This window comes from Brevibacillus sp. NRS-1366 (assembly GCF_050467985.1).
On sequence record NZ_JBITPN010000022.1, the window covers coordinates 785508 to 810832 of the forward strand.

Consider the following 25325-nt stretch of genomic DNA (forward strand, 5'->3'; position numbering starts at 1 on the left):
TTTTTTTGCTCATGACCCATGACTTCACTTTCTTCCTTTTGTTACAAATCCAACATATCGCCTTGCCTGCATTAAAGCCTGATCAAACGTCACTCGTTCAGCAATAACCTTTTGTGAGGATGACGTTCTCAGTTCTGAGTTCCAAGGTTGCCACGTCTCTCGCCAAGCGCTCCATACTCCGTTCTCCACAGTTACAAACACATGGCTTGTCCTACTGTACTGCCTTTCATACACTTCACCAGTTATGAGAACCAGGAACCCAGCCACACGCGCCTTTTGATCTCTTCGATCACATTCATTTTGATAAATGACTTCATCAATAGTTGGCATGTATATCACCTGATTTAGATAACTATTTGTATTTGCTTACGCATTAAACGCATTTACGCATTAAGTGGTTTAAAGCCTTGATATTACTGGTTTTCTTAGTGCGTAAATTGCTACGCAAAAAGCTACGCATTAATTAGCCAATTGCTTTCCTGATTGATTCAATCGGTAAATTTGCTTAGGTCTACCTTTGCCAGTGCTAACTGTTTCCACATAGATCAGTCCGTTTTCAACCATCTTTTTTAGAGCACTTTTCATACTTTCCGCATTATTGCGTTTAAAAACACCACTATAAATATCTGTTGCACTCATTCCTTCTTCCCTAGTCTGTAATGCCTCCAATATGCGTTTTACAAATGGGTCATGTTGCAATGTTTGTTCTCCGAAAATAAACTGCACAGACTTGTAGCAATACTCCCAAACAGCTATTGCAGCCCTTAGATGCTCTACTCGAATCGTATGGGTCTTGTCCAAAAGAGCGTAAATGCACGATAAGCGCATTACGTAAGGAATAACCCTGCTTGTGGCAGCCCCAATAATTCCAGCAGCGTCACGCTGTAAAGGCTCGTAAATACGCTCCCATAGGGCATTTGCAGCCTTATCTCTTTCCATTGGTTGGTGGTCATATAGGGCATCGTGCGAATTTGCATAATTAACAGTTTCGCGGATTTTTTGAACAATCGGGCCAACGTCCACCTTATGAAATTCACCGCCGGACGGCAGGGACTTAGATTGTTGAACGTATAGCCACAGGAAGCGGTTTACAAAGCCGTTATATATCTCGTTGCCAGTTAACAGCTTCCGTAATTCTTCTGGCGTAATATGTCCCAAGATGGAAATGTGTGTATTGGTTGCGCTCATTGGATTCTTGGTAAGTGTTCGAATATCACCGCTGCCGTCCCAGGCATTACGGATGATCGCAGAAAGTGTATTCCCATCTCGGCGCAATACGTTTAACACTCCCCCAAACTCGCTCTCCACAATTAGGAGCCGTTTATCCTCCACTCCTGGATCTGTGATAACCTCTTCGTACTCGCCAGTTGGCTTTTTCTTCTTCCCCTCCCCATCATAAATGGGTACTCGTTCCGTTTTCGGGTCGCGGACTGCATAAATCACACCCTCACCACTGGAAAGGCCAGAAGCCGTACGGTAAACCAACTCAGGATCGACTGCTCTCATTAACTTCATAACTGGTTCCAACGATGTCCCTTTTTTACCCCGGAAGGTTGGACCGACAAGAACACTGAACACTTTCATTCGATGTTCACCGCCAGACACAACGAAATGCGGCTCAGTCCCTACAATGTTTGCGAATATGGTCAGAAAATTAATGAGTAAAGCAGCTGGGTCAGCTTCGGTATGCGGTTCGATCAAACGGACAACTTCCCCGGCTAGCCCATGTAGAGCAGCTTCCCCCAACTTTCCGTCCCACTCGGCAGGAGTCTCGAGCAAAAAATCAAATTCCTGTTCATCAACTCCCCCAGACTGTGGTAAAGTGGAGCTAAAGGTGGATTCCACATTTGCGGCTTTTTTTGTACCTTTGTAATGTTCGGTCACATCGGCCAACGCCTTGTTGATTGTCTTTTGCCGGTAGTCGTCCCGTTCCCACTTGTCCCTCATAAGCCCACTTCCCATGATGAGCCGTTCGATCTGCTCCGGATCTTTGGTATAAAAGGCTAGCATATTACAAAGCGCTTGGTCTGCCTCGCTCTGGCTGTTGTAGCCACTCCAATCTCCCGAATATAGAGATGCGATTTTTTCACCGCTCTTTGATTTTAGCGCTACGCTTAGAATGTCCTGATCTTCCATTGTGGTCGTCTGCAGCTGTCTCTGGGGTAGTGGCTTGTTGAATAATCTTTCATACAGAGTATCTATTTCAGGTTGGCGCTCCTCAATTGTTTGCGGAGTTTTTCCTACATGATCACCAGTAACTACAAAGAACCTAAGACGGTCATACATTTCATAATCACTAATTCTGTTTCGTTCCCCTGGCATTTTCGCCTTAACAATCACATGGACACCATTCTTACTTTGGCTTCGTTCGGTGTAGCTGTTTAGGTTTATAAGGATGTGCTTTGCTTCATTCGTAAGTTTCCCATCTACTACACAGTTATCAAGATCAATGCCTAGAAACGGATCATCGGTGCTAAATACATATCCAAGGCCGTCATACTTGCTATTAGAACGTTGGAAAACATCAAGCGCATCATGGAAGCTTGTCCATTGTCCGGGCATTTTTACGGATGCTTGCCTACCATTAGTTTGATATGGGATTTTTGTCTGTTTTTCACCGCGCTTCTCCAATTTCCACAAAACCCACTGTGGGCGCTGTCGTAATTCTTCTGGTATTTTTTCAATGCCCATCCAGCCACCACCACCTACGCATGTTTCGATTCTGCCAACTCCCCACGCAACCATTTTTCAATAATGTCTCGATGAAACAGAATGCGACCTCTTATTCTTACGTGTGGAATCTGTTTATCTCTTACCATGTTATAAACACAAGCCGTTGAAACATCGATCAACTCTGCAACTTCATTGACCGACAACGTAATTTTTTGCATCAGCTTCTTCCTCCGTTTGATTGATGTAGATTTCTTCGACATGGTGGACTTCCGAAACAATCTTTTGCAGTTCACGCACAGCCATTTCTCTGGTATAGACATCATCGCAAACTAGGCGGCAAGTAACCTCGACAAGATCGTTCTTTATCCCAGTGAGATGGCGCAGCATATGAATATCCATAATTCTTTTCCCCCTAATTTCACCAGATGGTTTGTTTTCTTGATTACTCCCTACCGTCGCTTCACTATTGGTCAAGAGATCCGATTCTGGTCCGATATAAACTTGACTAAAAGTGACACCATAAAAGCGTATAAGATCAAAGATCAAATCAAATAATGCTTCTCTATTGTCAAACTCCCAACATTTGATCAGATGTACAGGTATCCCTGTCTTTTCGGAAACCTCTTGCTCCGATAATCCGAGTTTCTCCCTCGCCTGACGTAACGTGATCTTATTTGAGTCATTTACTGTCAATTGCAACATTGCCCCAATCTCTCCTTTCCTTTATGGACAGCAGCTTTCAGCAGCCGTAGTTTAGTTCCAGCAGAGAGTCGCTGCCATGTTCCGCATTTAATCCGCATGGCCTATTTCCTCTTCTCCATATAGTGTTTGAGCCTCCGATTGTCCACATGGGGGGCTTTTAAGACGGATTCGGTTACCGACATCAGGATGCTTTCTTTCGGCAAGCCGAGCCACTCTCTCATCTGCTCGGTCATTTCAAGCGCCTCTCTCAAGCCCACTCGCTCCGAAAAGGTTTTGCATTTCCCATTTGGATGCACCTTAGCATGGATACGGTATAGGCCATCTTCCCCTGCTTCAGCTAAAACCCAAACATGCTCAGGGAATCCTTTGAATGGGGAGTCTAAGGGTGTTCCTACATTACCCATGTGCTTCCCTCCTGTTCCTTTGTATGGCTTAGAGGAGTATCCTGATGACTCTCCGACGCCGCTTTCCTACGTGCAAAAAGAGCGACCTCTGAACCGAAATAAACGTGATTAGATGAGATACCGTACAAGCCGATAAGCCTAACGATCGTATAAACTTCCGCTTTTCCGCAGTCAATCTCCCAGCGTTTTAGTGTACGGACAGGAATCCCTAATCGCGCAGATACTTCATCTAGTTCCAAGCGGCAGTTCAATCGCGCTTCACGTAATGACAGTTGAAACATGAGTTTTTCCCCTTTCATCAAAATATTTGGTTTTCAAGGAACTGAAACGGATAGTAGTTACTAATTAGCAACCCGACTGATCTTCTCAATAGCAAAAATGTCATCCCATTCAATCTGTAGAGCTTCGATAATTTTTTTTGCTGTTCCAGGACTAGGATTGCGCTTCCCAGAACAAATTTGAATAATTGTTGCTTCTCCAAGACCAATAGCTTTTGCAAACGACCGCCTAGAATGACCAGTTTTTATGATCAATTTGTCTAGCAGTTCAGGATTATTAAGCCTAACACCCATTGATTTCCCTCCTTCACAAAATAACTTGATTAACAGTCAAAATAACCAATAGTCTGGTTATTTCGTTGTGAACAATATACTTCTGTTATAGATTCTTGTCAACACATAATAACCAATTGTTTGTTTATTATGAGTGCATATGGTGCTATAATGATTGCAATACAGGAGGTGCGTCATGATAAATTGTAATTTGGCAGTTTTGATGGCAGAAAGAGGGTTAAATATACAGGATGTGGCAGACAAAACAAAGCTTTCAAGAACCACTATTTCGGCTCTCTATAATAATTCTGGCAAAGGGATACAGTTTGATACGATGGATGCTCTGTGTGAATTATTAAAAATAACACCTGGGGAATTGTTTTCTTATGCAGCAGTAGAGGCTAAATTCACGATTGACAAAATTGACAATATTACTATCGCTGAGAAGCGGGATAGAGATAATGATTTTATTGATTCCACTGAAATCCAGTGCAATATGACAGTTATCGGTGAAATAAAAATTGGAACATCAAATTATAATGGGGAATTCATTTTAAAAGTTGAGTACCAACTGGATCGTAAATCAGAAATAAGAAGCCTTGGTTATCATTTTGCTCAACCAAACTATCTTGAGACTTTTTTATCTTCTTCTCAATACTGGGTTAAAAGTTACGTTACAGACATTCTTAATGATCTGATATTGGATGAAGGAGTAGAGCATTTTGAAAAAATTGAGGGTATCACCTCGGTCACAATTTACCCTAGAATATAGAATTTCTAATGCCTATGCATTACTCAAAAGGCGTGGACTTGTTCAGCAAAATGAGTTAATGCAAAGAAGCTCCCCCCCTTAGATAGGGACTCCCCAAAGACATCGCCTGTTCGTTCGACCACAACGGAGCGATGCAGTGTTTTTACTGCCCCCATTTTTGGGGCGAGCTATTTAATGCGTAATTAATGTTCATTTAATAACGTGATCAAAAAAACGTTGAAACCCTTGGTATTTCTGGTTTCGTTTGGTTATTGCGTTTAATGCGTTTAATGCGTTAGATGTATTCAATAAAGGAGTGTGATCATAATGGCTAACATCCAGAAACGCGGAGATAATTCTTGGTTCTTCACTGTGTATTTAGGGAAAGGTGCTGATGGAAAATATATTCGCAAGACCAAAACCATCACAGTTGATGATGGAGCTCTACTGAAAACAAAAAAGAAGCTTCAGGACTATCTCGATAGTGAATATGCCAAGTTCCGACAAGAGGTTGAGGCTGGTGAATACATTGCTCCTGAGAAGATGACACTTGTTTCATTTGTGGATGAGTGGAGGGAAAAGTATGCAGTGAAGCATCTGGAGACTAAAACAGCTAATCAGTACATGTCATGCCTAAAGAATCGAATACTACCAGCTCTGGGGCATTTGCGACTCGATCAGGTTAAGCCCCTCCACGTCATGGACTTTCTTGAATCTCTGAGCAAAGATAATTCTCGTCAAGATGGTAAAAAAGGTTCCTTGTCCTCCAGCTCAATCCAGTATCATCACCGTGTCTTGAAGAACATTTTTAACCGTGCTGTCGAATGGAAAGTGATTAAATCAAATCCAGTTGCCAGTGTTCAAAAGCCCAAAGTCGTCTACAAGGAGAATTTGCCGTATGACGAATCGGAGGTGCAAACATTACTCGTAGCATTGCAGAGAGAGCTATTTCACTGGCGTATGATGATTACCCTTGCACTTACAACTGGATTACGACTTGGTGAACTGTTAGGACTTGAATGGAAGCACGTTGATTTAAACAACGGAGTTATTGAGGTCTTACAAAGTGTTGCCTCTTCCACGAGGGGAGATATTGTATTAAAGGAGCCTAAAACCAAAAACAGTAAACGAAAGGTATCTCTCCCTGCCTCTGTATTGACAGAGTTACAACGGTACTCCCTTCATTGTCGCAAGGAGCGGTTGAAGATTGGAGATGCTTGGCAAGGGGGAGAGCATTCTTTTGTATTTTCTCAAGCCAACGGGACACCATTCTACCCAAGAAGTCCCTACCACTGGTTTAGAAAGTTTACTAAAAAACATGGCCTCCGACACATTCGCTTTCACGATCTCCGGCATACGTCAGCTACCCTTCTCATAAGTCAAGGTGTCCATGCTAAAATCATTTCAGAACGCCTTGGACATGCTACCATCTCAACCACAATGAACATCTATGGACATGCTCTGCGCTCTGCTGATCAGGCAGCAGCAGATACATTCGAAAACATCCTTTCTGTGACTGCGAAAGGATAACTCTTAATGGTCATCTACTCATGAAAAGCACTGGAGAAACATATTCCCATAGTGCTTTTATTCTTTTTATTTATCTTATTTTCGATGATCATCAACTCTACTCGATTTAATTTTCACATCAATTTCACATCAATAGCATCTAACACAATCTGTTTCTCTTTTATCGGCAAACTTGTGATACATAAAAACAATGATAAAATAAAACTTTCTTTACACTGTTACTTTTTCACCACTAAAAACAGAACGATAAAACCGCCCCCAATAAGGGAGCGGTCCTTGTCAAGCCCGATTGCTTTATGGGGTCCTACCGGTTATTCTCTTTGGCACTTCAACCTCCATGATAGAGATAGGTTACCTAAGAAATCGGTTCTCGCCACTCTCGACTTTCGTCGGCTGCTTGATCATGGTTATCCACGGATCTTCGCCTCCTGCAAGGCTATAGGCCGTTTTTACATGAATCATCGGGCTCGACAAAAACTAGTATGAACCATTTACCGGATTCTATGCACAGTCTATTTTACAATAAATCTGCAGCCAGTTGTGCAAGCACGCTGCGCTCTCCTTTTTCCAGCCTGATATGGCCTGCCAGCTTTTGATCTTTGAACACTTCAACTACATAGGTCAATCCGTTGTTGCTTTCATCCAGGTAAGGATGGTCGATCTGTTCCGGATCCCCCATCAGAACAATCTTGGACCCATCTCCAACCCTGGTCAGAATCGTCTTGACCTCGTGCTTAGTCAAGTTTTGCGCTTCGTCAATGATGATGAATTGCCCCGGAATGGAACGCCCTCGAATATAAGTCAATGCCTCCACCTGCAAGCTCCCCATTCCTGCTAAAATTTTATCCAGATCGCCTGGGCGCTTCGTGTTGAATAAGTATTCCAAATTATCATAAATCGGTTGCATCCACGGACGCAATTTTTCTTCTTTTTCGCCGGGCAAGTAACCGATGTCTTTTCCGAGTGGAACGATGGGTCTCGCTACCAACAGTTTTTTATATTTTTGTTGATCCTCGATTTGCAAAAGTCCTGCGGCCAGCGCCAGCAGGGTTTTTCCCGTTCCGGCCTTGCCCGTCATGGTAACGAGCGGAATATCATCTCGAAGCAAGAGTTCGGTTGCCATTCGCTGTTGTACGTTTCGGGCGCGAATCCCCCATATTGGATCATCATCTGACACCAACATCTCCAAAGTTTTCCCATCATTGTCTACTTTCCCGATCGCAGAAATGGATGGGTTGAGTTCATCCTTTAGCACCAGGAATTGATGGGGATAAAAACGATAGCGTGGGAAACAGGAGGCTAATTGCAGTTTTCTCGTGGCATAGTACGTCTTTATAATCTCGGATGCGACCATCATTTTTTGATACCCGGTGTAAATACTGGAATACTCTCCGACTACCCGATCCGAGAGAAAATCTTCTGCGGAGATGTTCAAAGCATCGGCTTTGACCCGCATCAAAGCATCTTTACTCACGAGGATGACTGGACGAGGTTGCGGCAATAGATTTTCTTCCTCCTGCAAATTTAGAGCCACTGCCAAGATTCGATTATCATTCGTCATTTCCGTAAATTGCTTTTGTAGCTTGTGTAGCGAGGAGTGATTCAGCTCTACCCGGAACAATCCACCCGTTTCCAAGGTAATGCCTGTGTGCAGATGGCCTAGCTCGCGAAAACTGTCCAATAGCCGCGATACGTACCGAGCATTGCGGCCAATTTCATCCATATACCGCTTTTTGGAATCGACTTCTTCCAACACCACAGCGGGTATGACAATCTCGTTGTCAGCGAAGGAAAACATCGCCCGTGGATCTTGCAGGAGTACGTTGGTGTCCAGTACGTAGATTTTCTTCAAAATCTCGCCTCCTATTACCCATCTTATATACCCTATGCAATTTTTGGAGGGATGCTAAGGTGTGGCGACGTGATGTACTAAAGTCTATGTTCGGCGTTCTACAGATAGACGGCCCAATGGCAGAATGAAATCAGACAAGCAGGAACACAATACTTGTAACCCTGCCCTCCGAAGTAAGGAAGGCAATACTGGGAAAGGGAGAATGCCTGTGAAACGGATTGTAATCGGCTGCCTCGGTATTTGCTTGCTGCTTACTGCATGCATGACGAGCAATAAACCGCCGGCGAATCAGGCTGCGCCACAGCCCAATCAACAAGCCCCACATACCCAACGCGTAAAACAAACTGCCCCACAGCCAGCTTATAACCAATCATCGCAGGCGACAGCAGACCGCCTTGTACAGCTTGCTACCCGTGTGAAAAAGGTACATGGAGCAACAGCAGTCGTCATTGGCAAATACGCTGTCGTGGGCATTGATGTAGATGCCCACCTCGACCGCCCAGAAGTAGGTGTCATCAAATACTCAGTTGCCGAGGCTTTAAAAGAAGATCCACAGGGAGCAAACGCCATCGTTACAGCTGACGTTGATATTGTCCAACGACTGAGGGAAATGGCTGCTGATATTCGTCGTGGTCACCCTGTATCTGGATTTGCAGAAGAACTGTCCGATATTGTTGGGCGCCTCATGCCGCAATTACCCCGCAATGTTAAACAGAAGGAAGAGCCTACGACCAAGGAAAATGAGCAACGCATCAACAAGGACGGTAGGGCTACTCCACACGGAAACAACAAAATCGATGTCAATCGAACCACAACACCTTAAGACTACAACACAAGAGGAGGCATCCTCCTAGGCTTTATGCCCGGGAGAATGCCTCTTTTGTTTCCTCTAGATGTGCCCTAGGCAGCAAACTGTCCAGCGCCTGCTGTAGGTCTTCTTTTAAATCGACAACGTCCTCCAAGCCTGCGGAAAGTCTGATTAATCCGTCTGTAATGCCACGAGCTTCTCTCTCTTCGACAGGCATTGCCGCATGAGACATTGTTGCCGGATAAGAAAGAATGGTTTCGACTGCTCCCAAGCTAACCGCTACAATCGGTAGCTTTACCCGATCAAACAGCGCTTTGGCCCGCTCTCGGCTACCCACGTCAAAGGAAAGGACAGCACCATGACCGCTTGATTGACTTGCTTGAATAAGATGTCCCGGATGCTCGCTCAAGCCTGTGTAGTACACGCGATTCACTGCAGGATGAGTAGAAAGCCATCGTGCCAGTTCGTCTGCCGTGTTGGTACTGACATCCAGTCGTGCCTTGAGTGTTTTTAACCCTCTCATCACTAACCAGCAATCCTGGACCCCCAAAATGGCTCCCATGCCATTCTGGATGAAGTAGAGCTGCTCCCCTAATGCTTCGTCACGGGTAACGGCGAGGCCCGCTACAACATCACTGTGCCCTCCGATGAATTTGGTCGCACTGTGAATCACGACATCGGCCCCAAGCTCTAGTGGCCGTTGATAATACGGTGTCATAAACGTATTGTCTACGATCACGAGCAAGCCCTGTTCTTTTGCAATCCGACAAACCGCTGAAATGTCTGTCACTTTCAGAGTAGGGTTGGACGGCGTTTCGAGGTAGACTCCTTTTGTGGACGAAGTAATCGCCGCACGTACCTCTTCTGTCTTGCTGGCATCCACGAAGGTCACCGAGATGCCCATTCTCGATAACACTCTGGTCAAAAACCGAAATGTTCCACCGTATACGTCCTCCGCCACAATCACATGGTCACCGGCAGAAAATAGCATGAACACGCTGGAGATTGCAGCCATCCCGGAAGCGAATGCAAAGCCTCGTGCTCCTCCTTCCAGACCAGCAATGGCGTCCTCCAGTGCCTGTCTAGTCGGATTGCCGGATCGTGCATAATCAAATGTGCCAGGACGATCCAAATCAGCCTGATGGAACGTAGACGCCTGATAAATAGGTACGGACGATGCCCCAGTCACTGGATCAAAACAAGATGTACCGTGTAATACTTTGGTTGCAAAGTTCATCGCACAGTCCCCCCTACTACAAGGCTTGCGTCCAAAGCTTGGCAAAGATCTGCGAGTAGATCATCGGGGTGCTCAATACCTACGGACAAGCGCAATAACCGATCGCATACTCCGACATACTCCCGTATCTCTTGCGGGATGTCAGCATGTGTCTGTGTCGCAGGATATGTACACAACGACTCTACACCGCCCAAACTCTCTGCAAAGGATACGATGCGCAAGCTTTGCAAAAACAGCCCCACCTGCTCAGACGATCTGACCCGAAAGGATACCATCCCGCTAAACCCGCTTGATTGTCCTTTTTGCACATCATAGCCTTCATGATCCGCCAGGCCTGGATAAAAGACCTCTGCCACGGCAGGATGCTCGCGCAGCTTGCTGGCTACTGCAAAAGCATTGGATTGATGTCTGTCCATACGCAGAGCAAGTGTCTTCATGCCACGAACAAGCAACCAGCTATCTTGAGGTCCTAGCACAGCTCCGATCGAATTGTGCAAAAACCTTACCTTTTCAGACAACTCTTCCCCTTTTGTGACAATTAAGCCTGCGAGAACATCATTGTGTCCACCCAAGTATTTGGTTGCACTGTGCAGTACGATATCCGCTCCGAGCTCCAACGGGCGTTGACAATAAGGGGTCATGAAAGTATTGTCTACAATCGTCAAGAGTTGATGGCGCTTTGCCAACTGAGCCACTTCTCTGATATCTGTAATCTGCATAAGCGGATTCGTGGGTGTTTCGACAAAGATCGCTTTCGTTTCCGGACGGATCGCTTCCTCCAATTTATGTCGGTCACGCAAATCAATATAAGTGAATGTCTGGCCGTAGCGTGACAGAACTTGCTCAAACAACCTGTACGTTCCTCCATACAAATCCAGAGAGACTATCAAGTGGTCGTTTTGGGAAAACAATCCCATCACCGTATGAACTGCTGCCATTCCAGACGCACAAGCAAATCCTGCGTCTCCTGATTCTGCGCAAGCGATGGTCTCCTCTAGAATTGACCTTGTTGGGTTTGCGGTTCGCGAGTAATCGTACCCTGTGCTCTGTCCCAAAGCGGGATGGCGATAAGCGGTGGCATAATAGACTGGGAAGCTGACTGCCCCCGTCTTTTCATCTTTTCCTACGCCTGCCTGAACTAATTTGGTTTCCAAATGCATATGATCTCTCTCCCTCCAATGGTGTACGAGGGGCATGAAAAAAAGCCCCTTTCCTCTGAAAGAAGGCTTTGATTACGTTTCCGTAAGCAAGACCTTCTCATCTTTCAGAGTTTGTAAACTCTGCAGGAATTAGCACCATTATCTCCCTGTATAAATTACAGGTGATTGGTTGCCGGGCATCATCGGGCCAGTCCCTCCGCCGCTCTGGATAAGAAGATTGCTATTCAATTTGATTGCTTAATACTAACGGATAGGCTGCTTTTTTGTCAACAAGATTTTCCACAGATCACAAACAAGCTTAATTTGCGTTTTTAAGAGCAGTCATGACTTGATTGTCCAGCTTCGCAGCCGCATTTTTATCGTACGTTTTTTCGTATTGAGGTTCTACAGAAATACGGGAACCATAAAACATAATGTCACGAACCGTTTCTATCGTTACTTCCACCATGGCCAGCTTGAGCGGGACGCCTTCCATCCTCTCCGCTTGCAAAACAGCCTTGCCGTTGATGGCAAAAGAGGAGCCGGCTCCGATCAGATGAAGCACCACCTGTGGGTCTTTTGCGATATTTGCCAAGATGCGGGAACGATTGTCTACAGCGAATCGAATGGACTCTACGTTAGGGGCAAAGGTCCACGATAAGGAGCTAAGTGACGGTGCGCCCGACTCGTGATCAATGGTACCCAACGTTACAAAACGCTCCTTTTGCAAGAGAGCAAATAATTCTTCAGAGAGTGATTGGGAAACTGTTTCAGCCATTCCGATTCCTCCTTGTAAAGTTTGGTATGTCTATTGTACCCCCCTGTCAGGGTGATAGGCAAACGTTACCTTGACACCTTGGTCCCTTGATTCTAGCGTGCCTTTTCCTTAAACTGGTAGGAAAGCGAAGCCCGAAACTGAAAAGGAGGTTGGACGAATGTCACCTACAGATCGCATTCTTGCACAAATTGATCAGATGTTACGAGAGCTTCACGAAGTCCGGGAACTGAATGAACGCATGCACAAGGTTGCCATGTTTCTAGAAGATATCCGTTTGGCTGATGTCATACAAAATTATACAGCCCCGCGCAAGCTGCTTTGGATCAATTTCCTAGCAGGCCTTGCCCGGGGTCTGGGTTTAACAATCGGAACAGCGATTGTGCTTGCGCTTCTTGGGTCGCTTTTGACCCAATTTCTGTCCATCCCGATTATCGGGGATTTCATTCGACAATTAATTGAGTACATACAGTCCTATCAAAAACCGTAGGTAAGAAACTTATGACCTACTTGTCATCGTCGTGGTCGTCATTGTCGTCCTGATCATTTGACGTTTGTCCATGCTTCTTCCAATAACCGTACGCATTTCCGTTGGGATGCTTATCGTCATGCTTCCCTTTCTCTTTTTTCTCTTTCTTCTTTTTGTCGTCGTCATCATCGCCATCCTCATCACGGTCATGGTTGCCCGGTGTGACGATTACTTTTGTACTATGCAAAATGTCAGCTTGCCCTACAAGCTTATTGTCCTGATATAGTTCAAAATGAACGGTTTTCGCACTGTACGAACGGTTCTTGAACGACAAAGTAATGGCAAATTCGCCTTTGTCGTTCGGTTTCACCTCTTGTTTTTTTCCATCTGGGGCGATTACCATGAGTTTAGTCTTCTCTTTTTTGGTCCAGCCGGCAACTGTACCCTTTACTTGCACGGTTTTGTTTTTCGGGTCGAGTAGTGCTGTTCCTGTGATCGCATACTCTTTTTCTTGTTCCTTCGCAGGGGCATTTACTACTTCCACTTCAATTGACTTAGAGTCAAGCTTTTTACCATCCTTATAAAGCTCAACAAGTGCTTTGCCAGTACCTGCTTTTACATCCTTCAAAGTAACGGAAAAGCTCCCTACACCATCCCACAGCTTCTTTACACTCGCTTCTTTTTTCACACCGTTGTATGTAACGTATACCTTGTCAGCACCCTGCTTGACAACGCCTTTTACTTTTAGCTCCTCTTTCTTCGCGTCAAGCACTGAAACCGTATGAATAATCATGTCCGCTTCTTCTACGGCCTGCGGGATCAGCTCGACCTTTTCACTATCCACCAATTTCGTACCCGCATACGCGTTTACTGTCACGTATTGCTTGCTTGCACTGTCCAAAGCCGCAAAGGTGACGGTAAAGGAGTGTTCACTCGTAGGCACTACCTCAATCGTATCACCGTTTGGCTTGGTGATGACGACCTTGGTTACCTCAGGGGTCACAATCCCTTTCACATACACCTTGTTATCTTTGGATTGAGCACCTACGCTGACAATCTCTTCATTGGTTTCGGTTAAGCGCACTTCCAACCAAATATCACTGTAGTATTCGTTGTAAATACGCTCCCACTCTTCTTTGTTTTCTTCCATATACGTTTGCAGCTTTGTATTCAATTTGATTTCATCCACAATGATATACAGATGATCCGCCTGCGTCTTTAACAGCATATTCAATGTGGTTGGATCGTTTTTGGCGAGTTCCTTTAGATTGTAACGCGTTACTTGCTTGCCCTCTTCATTCATGACTACCTTGGAAGCACTCGGCGAGCCAATCGAGGTTGCATTCGCTAAAAACGGCGTAAGTCCGCCAACGATGGTTGCCGCAGCCACAACTGCTAAAACAGGCTTGGTCATATACTTTTTCAATGGTGAATCCCCCTTCTATACTGCTGATATTCCCGTGTTGCCTTGGGCACAATTACTGACGCCAGGATTATGGAAAAAGTTGCATCGGGAATCAAAACAAGACTTAGGACCTATAATCACCCCACATGCTTGCTGGGACAACTCCCTCTCCTTGCCTAGATATAAAAAAATCTCCTCTCAGACTTAGTCCAAAAGAAGATTTCTTTCATTATTGATTGTATTTGGGTTCACTTTCGATCGCAATCAAGAGCGATTCTATCATCTCGGCAGGATACCGGCTTTCCCATTCATCGGATTCGGTTTTGCCGACTAGCACATACCAATTCCCTTCCTTGCGATAACCAAGTTCACGGATCTGATAGTCTTCCTGCAGCAGCTGGCGGAAAAAAGAAGACGTATCCAATGCCGATTGGTCATGAGGCCTGGCGTCGGCGACCACCTGAATCTGCAGCCAGTTTAAAAGGGCATCTTCACGCTTCATGTGATTGCCTCACTTTCTTTGGGTTTGCTCCGGCTTGATCCGAACTTTTACAATGACCAGAATCGCAATCGCGACCAGCATGGCACTCTTAACCGGTAGCTGTACATCCAGGATGGCGAAAATAAGTGCTCCTGCGAATAAGAGGACGTACAACAAAACCGTTTTGAGAATCGGCATACGAATACGCGTAGCAAAGCCAAGGTAGTAAACAAGAATAAGTTGAACGAATAAGATCCATGCCCGATTATGGTCGGCCCAAAGTCGGAAGCTGTCAAAGGCTGACAGTTGATCCGGATTTGCTGGTACATATGTAGAAGCTAGTTGTATCCAGTCCATTATTATTATTATCCCTCCTGTTGAGCGTAAGACTGTCCTGTCCTACGCAAGCCGTGCAGATAGACTTTTTTCCATTTCATCTCTTTGACAGTCGCCTCTTCCCATTCTTAAGACGCTTCGCAATGTACAAAAGCTTTCCGAAATTGGATTCACTCCTACCTCAATATCTACCATTTTACTTTATCAGGTGGCTGGTGCCCTGTCAAAAATGGAAACGGTACGATTTGGCGACACTTGTCGCTGGCACGCGTGCTGCTGGACATGATATGATGAGGGCACTTACATAGAAAAAGGTGGGAAAATAATGAGCCTGTACGATATTGCTGTCAAGACGATTTCTGGGGAAGAAAAAACACTGGCACATTACAAGGGGCATGTGCTTCTGATTGTGAATACGGCAAGCAAATGCGGATTGACCCCGCAATACAAAGGCTTGCAAGAATTGCATGAGCGCTATCAGGAGAAAGGTCTTGTCGTCCTCGGGTTCCCATGCAACCAATTCGCCGGGCAAGAACCGGGGACTGAAGAAGAAATCAGTGAGTTTTGCGATCGGACATACGGTGTTACCTTCCCATTATTTGCAAAGTTGGATGTAAACGGACCTGATACACATCCCCTTTATCAATTTTTGAAATCAAATGCTCCTAACGGAGAGAATGAAGAGATCGAATGGAACTTTGCCAAATTTCTCGTGGACCGAAACGGCAAGGTCGCAGCACGCATCGGTGCTCGCGTCCAACCAGAAGAGCTGACCGCCGATATTGAAGCCCTCCTGTAAACAAATCATTTGTCCTAGAGGGAAACCAGGAACAATTCCTCGCCCATAAAAAATACCGTACGTAAAAAAGCCGCCTCGTCCCCTTACCTGGACAAAGCGGCTTTTTTCTACTTCTTGTCTTTCACTCTTACGCTTGTGGCTGAGCTTCCCAGCGTCTTTGTTTCTCGTAGCGCTCGCGATCTGATTTGTTCAGATACTTTTTGCGCAGACGAACAGACTGAGGAGTCACCTCACAAAGCTCATCATCATTCAAATACTCCAACGCCTCTTCCAGCGTCAAGAGACGTGGTGTTTTCATTTTTACTGTTTCATCCTTCGTTGCAGAACGTACGTTGGTCGCATGCTTTTCTTTACATACGTTAACAGTCAGGTCGTTGTCGCGGTTGTGTTCACCAACGATCATGCCTTCATATACTTCTGTACCCGCTTGGATAAACATGATCCCGCGGTCTTCAACAGACATCAGGCCATACGTTGTTGCCGTTCCGGATTCGTGGGAAATCAGAACACCTGCGTGACGTCCACCAACTGGTCCCTGAACAAGCGGACGATAGCTGTCAAAGGAGTGGTTCAAAATTCCGTAACCACGAGTGATCGTCAAGAACTCTGTACGATAACCGATCAAGCCACGGGAAGGAATAATGAATTCCAAACGAACTTGTCCGAAGCCATTGTTTATCATGTTCACCATTTCAGCCTTGCGCTGACCCAGTGTTTCCATGACCGGACCTGTATACTCTTCAGGAACGTCAATCACCAAAAACTCAGCCGGCTCCATTTTTTGGCCGTCAATGAGACGAACGATTACTTCTGGTTTGGACACACCCAGCTCAAAACCTTCACGGCGCATATTCTCCACCAGGATGGACAGATGCAATTCGCCGCGTCCAGATACAACAAATGCATCTGGTGAATCTGTTTCTTCAACACGAAGAGATACATCCGTCTCAAGTTCAGCCATCAGACGATCGCGCAGCTTGCGAGAGGTAACGTGTTTACCTTCGCGACCAGCAAACGGGCTATTGTTGACCAAGAATGTCATTTGCAAGGTAGGCTCATCAATTTTCAGGAGTGGCAAAGGATCTGGATGATCCACATGACATACGGTTTCCCCTACGTTAATATCAGCCAAACCAGCAATGGCTACGATATCTCCTGCTTTTGCTGTTTTTTGCTCAACACGCTGCAAGCCAGAAAAACCGAACAGCTTTTGAATGCGCATTTTTTTCACTTCGCCGTCACGGGTCGTGACAGAAACCATTTCGTTCAGATTCATCGTTCCGCGATAGATACGGCCAATTCCGATACGGCCCAAGAAATCGTTGTAATCTAGCATCGTTACTTGCATTTGGAGGGGGGCATTTTCGTCTGCGTCAGGTGCAGGCATGTGCTCAATAATGGTATCGAACAGTGGGCGCAGATCGCCTTCCAGCTTGTCTGGTTCCAAACCAGCAATCCCTTGCAGGCCAGAAGCATAGACGATAGGGAATTCGAGTTGATCTTCTGTTGCGTCCAGATCAATAAACAAATCGTATACTTCATTAATTACTTCTTGTGGGCGGGCATTGTCGCGGTCTACTTTGTTCACGACAACGATAGGAGTCACTTTTGCTTCGAGTGCTTTTTTCAAAACGAAACGAGTTTGTGGCATACAGCCTTCAAACGCATCGACGATCAAAAGAACACCGTCTACCATGCTCATGATCCGCTCAACTTCACCACCGAAGTCTGCGTGACCAGGTGTATCCAAAATATTGATTGTGAACTCTTTGTATTTTACCGACGTGGTTTTAGCCAAGATGGTAATCCCGCGCTCGCGCTCCAGGTCGTTAGAATCCATCATTCTCTCTTCTACCTGTTGGTTACTGCGGAATGTGCCCGATTGAATCAAGAGTTTGTCAACCAGTGTTGTTTTCCCATGGTCAACGTGGGCAATAATGGCGATGTTGCGTATGTCAAGACGCTTCATGTGAACCTCCTAGTTTAAGCATACCATTCATATTAACAGGTCGTGAAACGCGGCACAATGGGTAGTTTTTACGGTAGCGCTTCCTGAGTAGTGTACTCCATTTTCGTCATACTAAGTGATGGAGGTGTCTACCCATGAAACTGAATTGGCTTATCGGTCTTGCCGGTCTACTGGCCGTTGCAACTACCATGTCCGGATGTGCGAACTGGGGTACAGGGACTTCTAATGGGCCACACACTCAAAATATGACCTATCAAAAAACACCTGCTACTCGTTCCAGCATTGCCCATGATTTCAATGCTTACACAAAGGGACCCAATGCACATAACTACGTAAATGGGTATACAGTCAATGGCTTCAATCAAAACTTGGCAGAACAATTAACAAAAGCAGCAGATGATGTTCCTGGGGTCGATAGGGCCACTGTAGTGGTGAGCGGTGCCGATGCCATCGTAGGAATTCGCGTACGTACTAATTTAGGTGAACAACAGGCCAGGGTAATCGAACAGCAGGTGCACGCAGCTGCTCGTTCCGTGGCACCCAATATCCACATTCGCGTCACCTCTGACTCAGCCATGTTCGATCGTCTACGTAATATCAATTCGGCCATCTATAATGAAGCTACTCAACGGACAAGCGATGTTTACGTAAATCCAAACGCTACCAACAAATTAACAAATACTTCAACAGAATTCCGCGGGCTTCTTCATGACTTGGGGAATACAGGCAAAACCCCGTCTCCATACAGCCGCTGACAGAGCCCGGCCAAATCCCCCACGTAAAAGAGGTGCGGACTCTATCCGCACCTCTTGAATACTTACATTTGTTACTTACTTGCCAACTCAGCCACTTTAATCTCTGGCTCAACTACTTGCAGTTCACCTGTACCGCGAACCAGTTTCTTCGCGTAGGTTTTTTCCGGCTTCAGCACGGATACCAAATAGTCAATGGCAACTTGCGGGTCAACTGTCTCACCACAAGTGTAGCAATCCAGAGCAGCAAAACCACGCTCGGGATAGGTATGAATGGACAGGTGGCTTTCCGAGAGAAGAACCAGTACGGTAGCACCCTGAGGAGAAAACTGCTTAGCTTGCACGCTTAGTACCGTAGCACCACATGCCTCAGCAGCTTCAATCATTTCCCTTTTCAAAAATTCTGCGTCGTTCAACAAGTCAAACTGAACTCCCCATGTGTCAACAGCAACGTGTCTTCCGAAAGTCGAGTATTCCATCTTTCGGTTCCCCCTTCCTAGCAAGTGTAATGTTAAACATCGCTAGGACCTGCGTCATTCACTAACGGGGGCGGTTTCCCTCTTGTTATCCACCCTTTAAAGTGAATCCTGGTTCCTAATCCTGTTTCCAACGAAAACAACCATACCATGCATTCGCCTAATTTGACAATACCTTTTTTCAAGAAAATAAAAAATGGGCTGCGAACGCACCCATTTTCCCTGATTTATACTTCTAATTCAAACAAACGTCGCGATAATATAGCTAATCGAGTATCAATTGCTGGAAGTTTTTCGGGGGCAGCACCCTTTGCCCAATTACGCAAATCCAGCCAACGGTCTGTTTCCAAACGTAAGGATTCAATTTCCTGTTCGCTCCCCACTTGCTGGAACAAAGATTCCAGTTCATGAGTAATGCTAGGCGAGGTATTTTCAAAAATGGAAGTCTCCTCATCCCCGGAAAGCTCCTGAATACTGACGACAGACCCTTGATCGTAGTGGTATACGACCGTAAAACCATCATAAATCCGATGGACAATACCGTAGCCGCGGAACGTTTTCATTGCTTTGCGCATCGCATTTGCCAATTGCCGATCCCGAATGAGATAGGAACTGTCACACGAATAGCGATTGCCGACACGCAAGAAACTCAGTTGAATCTCCCCGTTATTGTCGGTCAGGATAACGTCACGGTCACCATTGTCACATACTTTGACATCGACTGAAATGTGTTCATTGGTGAAGAGCGAGACGAATTGGTTCAGCTCTTCTTCATTCACCGTAAAATAGGCCTTGGCGTAATTGGTTGCTAAACGCTGTGCCATAAATATCTCCTCAATTCTTTTGGTTTGCAGTGGCCGAGTACGACCTAACAATTATCCAAATGAGAGGAGATACGCTAAGTGTCAACGAAGGAACGCTGTAGAACCTGGCCTTGCCCCGCGAATCGAAAGTCGATTTGGGTAATGAAGGCGGATCACCTACTTTTTGTATTTAACGAAAAAAAACCATCCTTGACACTTCTTATTATACAACAGACGCCATCAAAAGTCTTGAACAAAAAGCGGATTAATTTTCGCAAAAAGGCTGAATATCGTCACTTAGCGGCACGGAGAAGGAAAGAACTCTCTGATTCATTCATATGCTTGCAATTTCAGAGAAATTCGATGTACTTTATGCTCCAACGGGAGGATTCATCGCTTTACGAATGGCCGCTTGTTCTTCCTCTGATAAATGATACACAGAAGTACCTGCGATAAGCGGCTTCGCGTACACGCGCGATTCTTCCCTTCCAAAAATGCTCGTAATCACAACACCATTTTGTGCATCATCCACGATCGCCATGGAGAAACTCAGATCGCTGCCGACATCCCCAAAAGCATTGTACCGAATAACTGCTACCTTCCCACACTGTGAGGCTATACGTTGTGATAATCGATTCACCACAAATTGCTGGTCATTTTGAAACTTTTTCACTTCATCGATCTGATCTAGTAAACGATGCATACCTTCCTCCAAATTTGCACCGCCCGCTCCCGTCATAAATCGGTTTACAGATTTGCGCAGTCGACTGATACGCAGAGACTGCATGATGCAAACGAGAAGCAAGACCACATTCAAAGCGATGACAGCCAAAAGCAGAATCCCCACATTGGAGATTTGTGATAGGAATGGTTCCAAAACATTTTCTTCCTTTCTGGTACTTGGGTACATAGTCACAATCCCTATATATTGTACCTCCGACACGTCGCCCATTCAAACAAAGTCTTTTCGCAAATGCAGGAATAAGACGATCGATCCAAGACAAACGTACGACTATCAATAAAAACACGCCAAAAAAAGCGACACCCTCATGTTTGAGATGTCGCTTCCTTCATTCCGTATGCTTATGTGTCAAACTCATCGTCCGTCAGTTATCCTCCAGTCTACCTTACGCTTCCAGTAGCAGCATTTCTCTTCGGAGCTGTTTCAAGCGTTCCTTGGATTGTTTCATCTGAACATTGTCCTTTGCCATCATCGCATCAAACAAGGTAGCCAACTCATAGTCCAGCTCCAGACGTAAAACGGGGATACGCTCTTCCAAATCACGCCGTTTCAAAGCAGCAATCACCTGATCCATAGTCACATTGAAAGATTTTTCGTAGATCACTTTTTTCTCAGCTCCTTTTATTTCCACTATTCTGATGGCCTCTCCATACCGGATATGCTTCATTTGAACCCTGTCGTCGAAAATGGTCTTGATGATGGCATGGCCTTTGGCCTTTTCAATAAAAGACTCAAGGACGAAGGCCACACGTTTGTCATGGACAGGAATTCCTGCCAGATGCAGCTTGTAAGAACCATTCACACGCTGCATTTTCCAGTCGGATTGATCATCTGTGGTGTTCACGAGGAGGTGAAACTGCTCGGGAGTCTCTTTCCACTTGACGCTCACCCCTGCTTCCACCAGGGCCTGCAACATTGCGTGCAACGTCTTGCGGTTAAACCATACGGCCAGATTAAAATATTCCAACTCAATGCCGAGATTCATCAAGGCCCCTCCCATTAACAGAATACTCAGATATCATTTTTGCTGTAAGGGAGTGAGTGGTATATCATATTATTCAGGCTTCGGTTTTGCTATTCATATCCCGGCATGTATTTTTTTCCTGCGTGGTATGATATCATATGAGGATTCCAAGCTCCCTTGACAGGGACTTTCGCCCATTTCTTACAAGTGGTCCGATGATGTATAAAAAGAGGTGTTCGTTGCATGTCAGCGTTTCATGGTTTTGCGCAAGAAGATTTCGATGTTTTTAGCATTGATGGATTGGATCAGCGTATGGATGCCATCAAAACGATTATCCGGCCCAAACTGGAAGCACTTGGTCAGCAATTCGCTCCACTGCTCTCCATCTCATGTGGCCACGAAATGTTTTACCATGTAGCAAAGCACGCCCGTCGCACGGTGAATCCTCCTGTTGATACGTGGGTCGCCTGGGCAGCAGACAAACGCGGGTACAAAAAGCATCCGCACTTCCAAATCGGCTTGTGGGGTACTCATTTGTTCGTCTGGTATGCCGTCATTTATGAAGCACCCTCAAAAGGAGCTATCAGTCAGGCAATGAAGGAGAATATGGATGAAATTCTGGAATTGATTCCAGATCATTTTCATTGGTCCCCTGATCATACCCAGCCTGCTAGCACCGCACAGCACGAGCTCGGCAAAGAGGGTGTAGCAAAGCTGGTAGACAGACTGGCTCAAGTGAAAAAAGCAGAACTCCTTTGCGGGATTACCATTGATCGAAACGATCCGATTCTTCTTGACGGAAATGCCCTTGTTGCCCGCCTGGAAACAACTTTTGCCGTATTAACCAAACTATACAATCTTAGCAGCTCTGGTGCATTGACCGCCTCTTCCTAGCTTTGTTAAAACAACCTGTATCGAAGATCTGCTCATGGAGGAGCGACCGAAGCACTTCACATTTTCCTATACGGTAAGATATATGCAAAAGAACAGGTCCGCTTTCTAATGAAAAAGCGTCGGCCTGTTCTTTTGTTTTTCGGGAACAATAGCGGATAGATACACCTACCGCTCTTGGTATTTCTGGATTCGAGTCCATGATTGCTCAAACTCGTCGAACATCCGTGTAAACAACTCCTGCACGTAAGGAACGTCCTGGATTAAGCCGATTACTTGACCAGCCCAGCCAAAGCCTTTTTGTTCATCCCCTTCATAAATGAAGGTACGGTTATTCGCACCGCTGATGAACGGCTTTAGTTCATCGTACCCTGCTCCTTCTCGTTCGAGCGAAAGGATATGGTCTGAACCAGGTGTACGCACTACTCGTGCGGGTGCACCCAGAGTTCTTTTGATGACAGCAGTATCTTGCTCCGTTCCTTTTAGAATGGCTTCTTTATATGCTGCATGAGCATGGACGCACTCCTGGGTCGCAATAAAACGCGTCCCCATCTCCACTCCTTCAGCACCCAATGCCAAAGCCGCAAGAATTCCTCGCCCATCCCCAATGCCTCCACTTGCCAGCACAGGGATTTTGACCGAATCCACAACCCGTGGAATGAGGACAAACGTCCCTATATCATCCCGCCCCAGATGGCCGCCGCCTTCCTGGCCAACTGCCATAACCGCATCCGCGCCGATCGCTTCTGCCTTTTGCGCTTGCCGGACCGAGGCGACCAGCACGAGCTTTTTCACATCATGGCCATCCAGCCTGCGGATCAACGGCTCAGGATTGCCCCCCGTAACCGAAATGGCCTTTACGCCTTCATCAATTGCGACATCCAACAGTTCTTCGTACGGACGATTATATTGACCAATGGCGAAATTCACTCCAAATGGCTTATCAGTCAATAAACGTACCTTGCGAATTTCTTCGCGCAGAGCCTCTGCTGACGGCAATGACATGGCGGTAATTTGTCCGAGTCCTCCTGCATTTGACACCGCTGCAGCCAAATCAGCATATGCTAGATAGGCTAATCCTCCTTGGACTATTGGATATTCGATTTGAAGCAGTTCACTTACCCTTGTTTTCATCCTCATCACCCCATTTTTGTAAAGCTTCTCGACCATTAGGTAAAACTCCTGCTGTCCGCAGAGAATGTGAATAAAAATTCGTTTGCTTTCCCCCCCTATTTTGCTATACTCAATTTGTTTGTTTTTTCCCCATTTATTCTTGATTAGTAAAGCGAGGCGATCGAAAGTGAGACAAATGAAAACTCCTTTGTTCAGCGGGTTGTTGGAACACGCCAACCGGAACCCGATACAATTTCACATTCCGGGCCATAAGAAGGGTATGGGCATGCATCCGGCATTTCGCGAGTTCATCGGGGAGAACGCTCTCTCGATAGACCTCATTAATATTGCGCCTCTGGATGACCTGCATCACCCAAAGGCAATGATTAAAGAAGCCCAAGTACTCGCTGCCGAAGCTTTCGGCGCTGACCATACATTTTTTTCTGTACAAGGGACGAGCGGTGCCATCATGGCGATGATCATGGCCACTTGCAAGCCTGGCGACAAAATTATCGTTCCACGTAACGTGCATAAATCCATCATGTCAGCGATTATTTTTGCAGGAGCCGTACCCATTTTTATTCATCCAGCTATGGACGAGCGTTTGGGCATCTCTCATGGGATCACAGTGAAAGCCGTACAAAGAGCACTAGAAGCCCATCCAGATGCTGCTGCATTATTGGTAATCAATCCAACCTATTTCGGAATCGCCGGCGACTTGCGCGAGATCGTTCGGACTGCGCATAATTATGAAATCCCCGTACTGGTAGACGAAGCGCATGGTGTTCACATTCATTTTCATGAAGAGCTGCCGATATCTGCCATGCAAGCTGGCGCCGATATGGCCGCTACCAGTGTACATAAGCTGGGTGGCTCCTTGACGCAAACTTCTATCTTAAACGTTCGCGAGGGACTAGTTGATGTTGATCGGGTAAAAACAGTGATGAGCATGTTGACGACGACTTCGACCTCTTACATTTTCCTAGCCTCACTGGATATGGCTCGTCAACATTTGGCGCTGAACGGACGTATGCTCGCCGAACAAGCCATGGAACTGGCTGAAAAAACACGGAACCTGATTAATGAAATCCCGCGTATTCACTGTGTAGGAAAAGAAATTCTCGGAAAACCAGCCACCTTTGCCATGGATCCGACTAAACTGTTGATCCACGTACGCGATCTGGGGATTACCGGTTGGGAAGTGGAAAACTGGCTCCGTGACAAGTACAACATCGAAGTAGAAATGAGCGATCTGTACAATATCCTCTGCTTCATCACTGCTGGTGATACGGAGGAATCCGTTCGAACATTGGTAAACGCTTTGCGCGATCTGTCAGTTGAATTCTCACATGCCCAAGCAGAGGATAAGCCAACTATCTCGCTTCCCAACATTCCGATGCTGTCGACGACTCCTCGCAATGCCTTTTATGCGGAGACAGAGACCGTTCCGCTCGTTGAGGCAGCGGGCAGGGTCATTACCGAATTTATTATGGTCTATCCACCAGGAATCCCTATTTTTTTGCCTGGAGAAGTCATTACAGAAGAAAATATTGCATACATTCAAGAGAACATTCGGGTGGGTCTGCCTGTACAGGGACCAGAGGATGAGACATTAAAAACGATCAAGGTTGTAAAAAGACAGACTGCTATTTCCGGATAAAACGATGTTTGTACCCTCAAGCAAAAGGGGCTGTCCAGAAAGT

General features: G+C 45.8%; 28 protein-coding genes and 1 riboswitch. Of the genes, 8 read left to right on the forward strand and 20 right to left on the reverse strand.

Annotated elements, in window-relative coordinates:
- Nucleotides 1–24: 24 nt before the first annotated feature.
- From ACIFQN_RS20570 to ACIFQN_RS20600, 7 genes are all read right to left on the reverse strand, one after another.
- A complete protein-coding gene (locus ACIFQN_RS20570; protein WP_429834873.1) occupies nucleotides 25–330 on the reverse strand; it encodes a hypothetical protein in 306 nt (101 codons plus the stop codon).
- Between the two features lie 129 nt (nucleotides 331–459).
- Nucleotides 460–2691, reverse strand: coding sequence for a DUF3987 domain-containing protein (locus tag ACIFQN_RS20575; protein WP_429834874.1), 2232 nt, complete (start codon nucleotides 2689–2691; stop codon nucleotides 460–462).
- Between the two features lie 14 nt (nucleotides 2692–2705).
- Nucleotides 2706–2891 carry a helix-turn-helix domain-containing protein gene (locus ACIFQN_RS20580; protein ID WP_429834875.1) on the reverse strand — a complete coding sequence of 62 codons (186 nt, stop codon included), beginning with the start codon at nucleotides 2889–2891 and terminating at the stop codon, nucleotides 2706–2708.
- Nucleotides 2863–3375, reverse strand: a complete 513-nt coding sequence (locus ACIFQN_RS20585) for a helix-turn-helix domain-containing protein (RefSeq protein ID WP_429834876.1) — start codon at nucleotides 3373–3375, stop codon at nucleotides 2863–2865. The genes ACIFQN_RS20580 and ACIFQN_RS20585 overlap by 29 nt, the downstream gene beginning before the upstream one ends.
- A 101-nt stretch (nucleotides 3376–3476) precedes the next feature.
- Nucleotides 3477–3779, reverse strand: a complete 303-nt coding sequence (locus tag ACIFQN_RS20590; RefSeq protein WP_429834877.1) for a hypothetical protein — start codon at nucleotides 3777–3779, stop codon at nucleotides 3477–3479.
- Nucleotides 3767–4060, reverse strand: a complete 294-nt coding sequence (locus tag ACIFQN_RS20595) for a helix-turn-helix domain-containing protein (RefSeq protein ID WP_429834878.1) — start codon at nucleotides 4058–4060, stop codon at nucleotides 3767–3769. Before ACIFQN_RS20595 ends, ACIFQN_RS20590 begins: the two co-directional genes overlap by 13 nt.
- 60 nt (nucleotides 4061–4120) lie before the next feature.
- Nucleotides 4121–4351, reverse strand: a complete 231-nt coding sequence (locus tag ACIFQN_RS20600; protein ID WP_429834879.1) for a helix-turn-helix transcriptional regulator — start codon at nucleotides 4349–4351, stop codon at nucleotides 4121–4123.
- Nucleotides 4352–4526: 175 nt separating this feature from the next.
- Here ACIFQN_RS20600 and ACIFQN_RS20605 point away from each other — a divergent pair, with 175 nt between their 5' ends.
- Nucleotides 4527–5102 (forward strand): helix-turn-helix domain-containing protein, encoded by a 576-nt coding sequence (locus tag ACIFQN_RS20605; protein WP_429834880.1) that lies wholly within the window; start codon nucleotides 4527–4529, stop codon nucleotides 5100–5102.
- A gap of 306 nt (nucleotides 5103–5408) precedes the next feature.
- Nucleotides 5409–6611, forward strand: coding sequence for a tyrosine-type recombinase/integrase (locus ACIFQN_RS20610; protein ID WP_429834881.1), 1203 nt, complete (start codon nucleotides 5409–5411; stop codon nucleotides 6609–6611).
- Nucleotides 6612–7128: 517 nt separating this feature from the next.
- On the opposite strand, the gene ACIFQN_RS20615 is transcribed toward ACIFQN_RS20610, so the two are convergent.
- The gene (locus tag ACIFQN_RS20615; protein WP_429834882.1) at nucleotides 7129–8463 is read right to left on the reverse strand and encodes a PhoH family protein; all 1335 of its coding nucleotides are present in this window, start codon (nucleotides 8461–8463) and stop codon (nucleotides 7129–7131) included.
- A 202-nt stretch (nucleotides 8464–8665) separates the two neighbouring features.
- Between ACIFQN_RS20615 and ACIFQN_RS20620 the strand changes: the two genes are divergently transcribed.
- Nucleotides 8666–9286 carry a YhcN/YlaJ family sporulation lipoprotein gene (locus ACIFQN_RS20620; RefSeq protein WP_429834883.1) on the forward strand — a complete coding sequence of 207 codons (621 nt, stop codon included), beginning with the start codon at nucleotides 8666–8668 and terminating at the stop codon, nucleotides 9284–9286.
- Between the two features lie 34 nt (nucleotides 9287–9320).
- On the opposite strand, the gene ACIFQN_RS20625 is transcribed toward ACIFQN_RS20620, so the two are convergent.
- The 3 genes from ACIFQN_RS20625 to ACIFQN_RS20635 all read right to left on the reverse strand — a co-directional run bounded on the left by ACIFQN_RS20625 (nucleotide 9321) and on the right by ACIFQN_RS20635 (nucleotide 12425).
- Entirely contained in the window at nucleotides 9321–10508 is a 1188-nt protein-coding gene (locus tag ACIFQN_RS20625; protein ID WP_429834884.1) for an aminotransferase class I/II-fold pyridoxal phosphate-dependent enzyme, read from the reverse strand.
- The gene (locus ACIFQN_RS20630) at nucleotides 10505–11668 is read right to left on the reverse strand and encodes an aminotransferase class I/II-fold pyridoxal phosphate-dependent enzyme (protein WP_429834885.1); all 1164 of its coding nucleotides are present in this window, start codon (nucleotides 11666–11668) and stop codon (nucleotides 10505–10507) included. Before ACIFQN_RS20630 ends, ACIFQN_RS20625 begins: the two co-directional genes overlap by 4 nt.
- Before the next feature lie 94 nt (nucleotides 11669–11762).
- Nucleotides 11763–11883, reverse strand: a riboswitch (SAM riboswitch).
- A gap of 83 nt (nucleotides 11884–11966) precedes the next feature.
- Nucleotides 11967–12425, reverse strand: a complete 459-nt coding sequence (locus ACIFQN_RS20635) for a pyridoxamine 5'-phosphate oxidase family protein (protein WP_429834886.1) — start codon at nucleotides 12423–12425, stop codon at nucleotides 11967–11969.
- A gap of 157 nt (nucleotides 12426–12582) precedes the next feature.
- Between ACIFQN_RS20635 and ACIFQN_RS20640 the strand changes: the two genes are divergently transcribed.
- On the forward strand, nucleotides 12583–12912 hold the full coding sequence (locus ACIFQN_RS20640) for a DUF5665 domain-containing protein (protein ID WP_429834887.1): 330 nt from the start codon (nucleotides 12583–12585) through the stop codon (nucleotides 12910–12912).
- Between the two features lie 16 nt (nucleotides 12913–12928).
- Here the strand turns inward: ACIFQN_RS20640 and ACIFQN_RS20645 are convergent, their stop codons facing one another.
- The 3 genes from ACIFQN_RS20645 to ACIFQN_RS20655 form a co-directional block, all read right to left on the reverse strand.
- A complete protein-coding gene (locus ACIFQN_RS20645; protein ID WP_429834888.1) occupies nucleotides 12929–14317 on the reverse strand; it encodes a hypothetical protein in 1389 nt (462 codons plus the stop codon).
- 208 nt (nucleotides 14318–14525) lie between these two features.
- Nucleotides 14526–14798, reverse strand: coding sequence for a hypothetical protein (locus tag ACIFQN_RS20650; protein ID WP_429834889.1), 273 nt, complete (start codon nucleotides 14796–14798; stop codon nucleotides 14526–14528).
- 9 nt (nucleotides 14799–14807) lie between these two features.
- The gene (locus ACIFQN_RS20655) at nucleotides 14808–15134 is read right to left on the reverse strand and encodes a YlaH-like family protein (RefSeq protein WP_429834890.1); all 327 of its coding nucleotides are present in this window, start codon (nucleotides 15132–15134) and stop codon (nucleotides 14808–14810) included.
- 304 nt (nucleotides 15135–15438) lie between these two features.
- Here ACIFQN_RS20655 and ACIFQN_RS20660 point away from each other — a divergent pair, with 304 nt between their 5' ends.
- Complete coding sequence (locus tag ACIFQN_RS20660) at nucleotides 15439–15912, forward strand: glutathione peroxidase (RefSeq protein ID WP_429834891.1); 474 nt, start codon at nucleotides 15439–15441, stop codon at nucleotides 15910–15912.
- 127 nt (nucleotides 15913–16039) lie between these two features.
- Here ACIFQN_RS20660 and typA read toward each other — a convergent pair whose 3' ends face one another.
- Nucleotides 16040–17881: a translational GTPase TypA gene (gene typA / locus ACIFQN_RS20665; RefSeq protein ID WP_429834892.1), complete on the reverse strand. Its 1842-nt coding sequence runs from the start codon at nucleotides 17879–17881 to the stop codon at nucleotides 16040–16042.
- Nucleotides 17882–18015: 134 nt separating this feature from the next.
- Between typA and ACIFQN_RS20670 the strand changes: the two genes are divergently transcribed.
- The gene (locus ACIFQN_RS20670; protein ID WP_429834893.1) at nucleotides 18016–18636 is read left to right on the forward strand and encodes a YhcN/YlaJ family sporulation lipoprotein; all 621 of its coding nucleotides are present in this window, start codon (nucleotides 18016–18018) and stop codon (nucleotides 18634–18636) included.
- A 71-nt stretch (nucleotides 18637–18707) separates the two neighbouring features.
- Here ACIFQN_RS20670 and speD read toward each other — a convergent pair whose 3' ends face one another.
- The 4 genes from speD to ACIFQN_RS20690 all read right to left on the reverse strand — a co-directional run bounded on the left by speD (nucleotide 18708) and on the right by ACIFQN_RS20690 (nucleotide 21639).
- Nucleotides 18708–19112 carry an adenosylmethionine decarboxylase gene (speD, locus tag ACIFQN_RS20675; protein ID WP_429834894.1) on the reverse strand — a complete coding sequence of 135 codons (405 nt, stop codon included), beginning with the start codon at nucleotides 19110–19112 and terminating at the stop codon, nucleotides 18708–18710.
- A gap of 224 nt (nucleotides 19113–19336) precedes the next feature.
- Nucleotides 19337–19933, reverse strand: a complete 597-nt coding sequence (locus ACIFQN_RS20680; RefSeq protein WP_429834895.1) for a hypothetical protein — start codon at nucleotides 19931–19933, stop codon at nucleotides 19337–19339.
- A 349-nt stretch (nucleotides 19934–20282) separates the two neighbouring features.
- Nucleotides 20283–20789: a DUF4446 family protein gene (locus ACIFQN_RS20685; protein WP_429834896.1), complete on the reverse strand. Its 507-nt coding sequence runs from the start codon at nucleotides 20787–20789 to the stop codon at nucleotides 20283–20285.
- A 250-nt stretch (nucleotides 20790–21039) separates the two neighbouring features.
- Nucleotides 21040–21639 carry a hypothetical protein gene (locus ACIFQN_RS20690; protein ID WP_429834897.1) on the reverse strand — a complete coding sequence of 200 codons (600 nt, stop codon included), beginning with the start codon at nucleotides 21637–21639 and terminating at the stop codon, nucleotides 21040–21042.
- A 222-nt stretch (nucleotides 21640–21861) separates the two neighbouring features.
- Between ACIFQN_RS20690 and ACIFQN_RS20695 the strand changes: the two genes are divergently transcribed.
- On the forward strand, nucleotides 21862–22512 hold the full coding sequence (locus ACIFQN_RS20695; protein WP_429834898.1) for a YktB family protein: 651 nt from the start codon (nucleotides 21862–21864) through the stop codon (nucleotides 22510–22512).
- Nucleotides 22513–22677: 165 nt separating this feature from the next.
- On the opposite strand, the gene ACIFQN_RS20700 is transcribed toward ACIFQN_RS20695, so the two are convergent.
- Nucleotides 22678–23643 carry an NAD(P)H-dependent flavin oxidoreductase gene (locus tag ACIFQN_RS20700; protein WP_429834932.1) on the reverse strand — a complete coding sequence of 322 codons (966 nt, stop codon included), beginning with the start codon at nucleotides 23641–23643 and terminating at the stop codon, nucleotides 22678–22680.
- 166 nt (nucleotides 23644–23809) lie between these two features.
- Between ACIFQN_RS20700 and ACIFQN_RS20705 the strand changes: the two genes are divergently transcribed.
- Nucleotides 23810–25282: an aminotransferase class I/II-fold pyridoxal phosphate-dependent enzyme gene (locus ACIFQN_RS20705; protein ID WP_429834899.1), complete on the forward strand. Its 1473-nt coding sequence runs from the start codon at nucleotides 23810–23812 to the stop codon at nucleotides 25280–25282.
- Nucleotides 25283–25325: the final 43 nt, after the last annotated feature.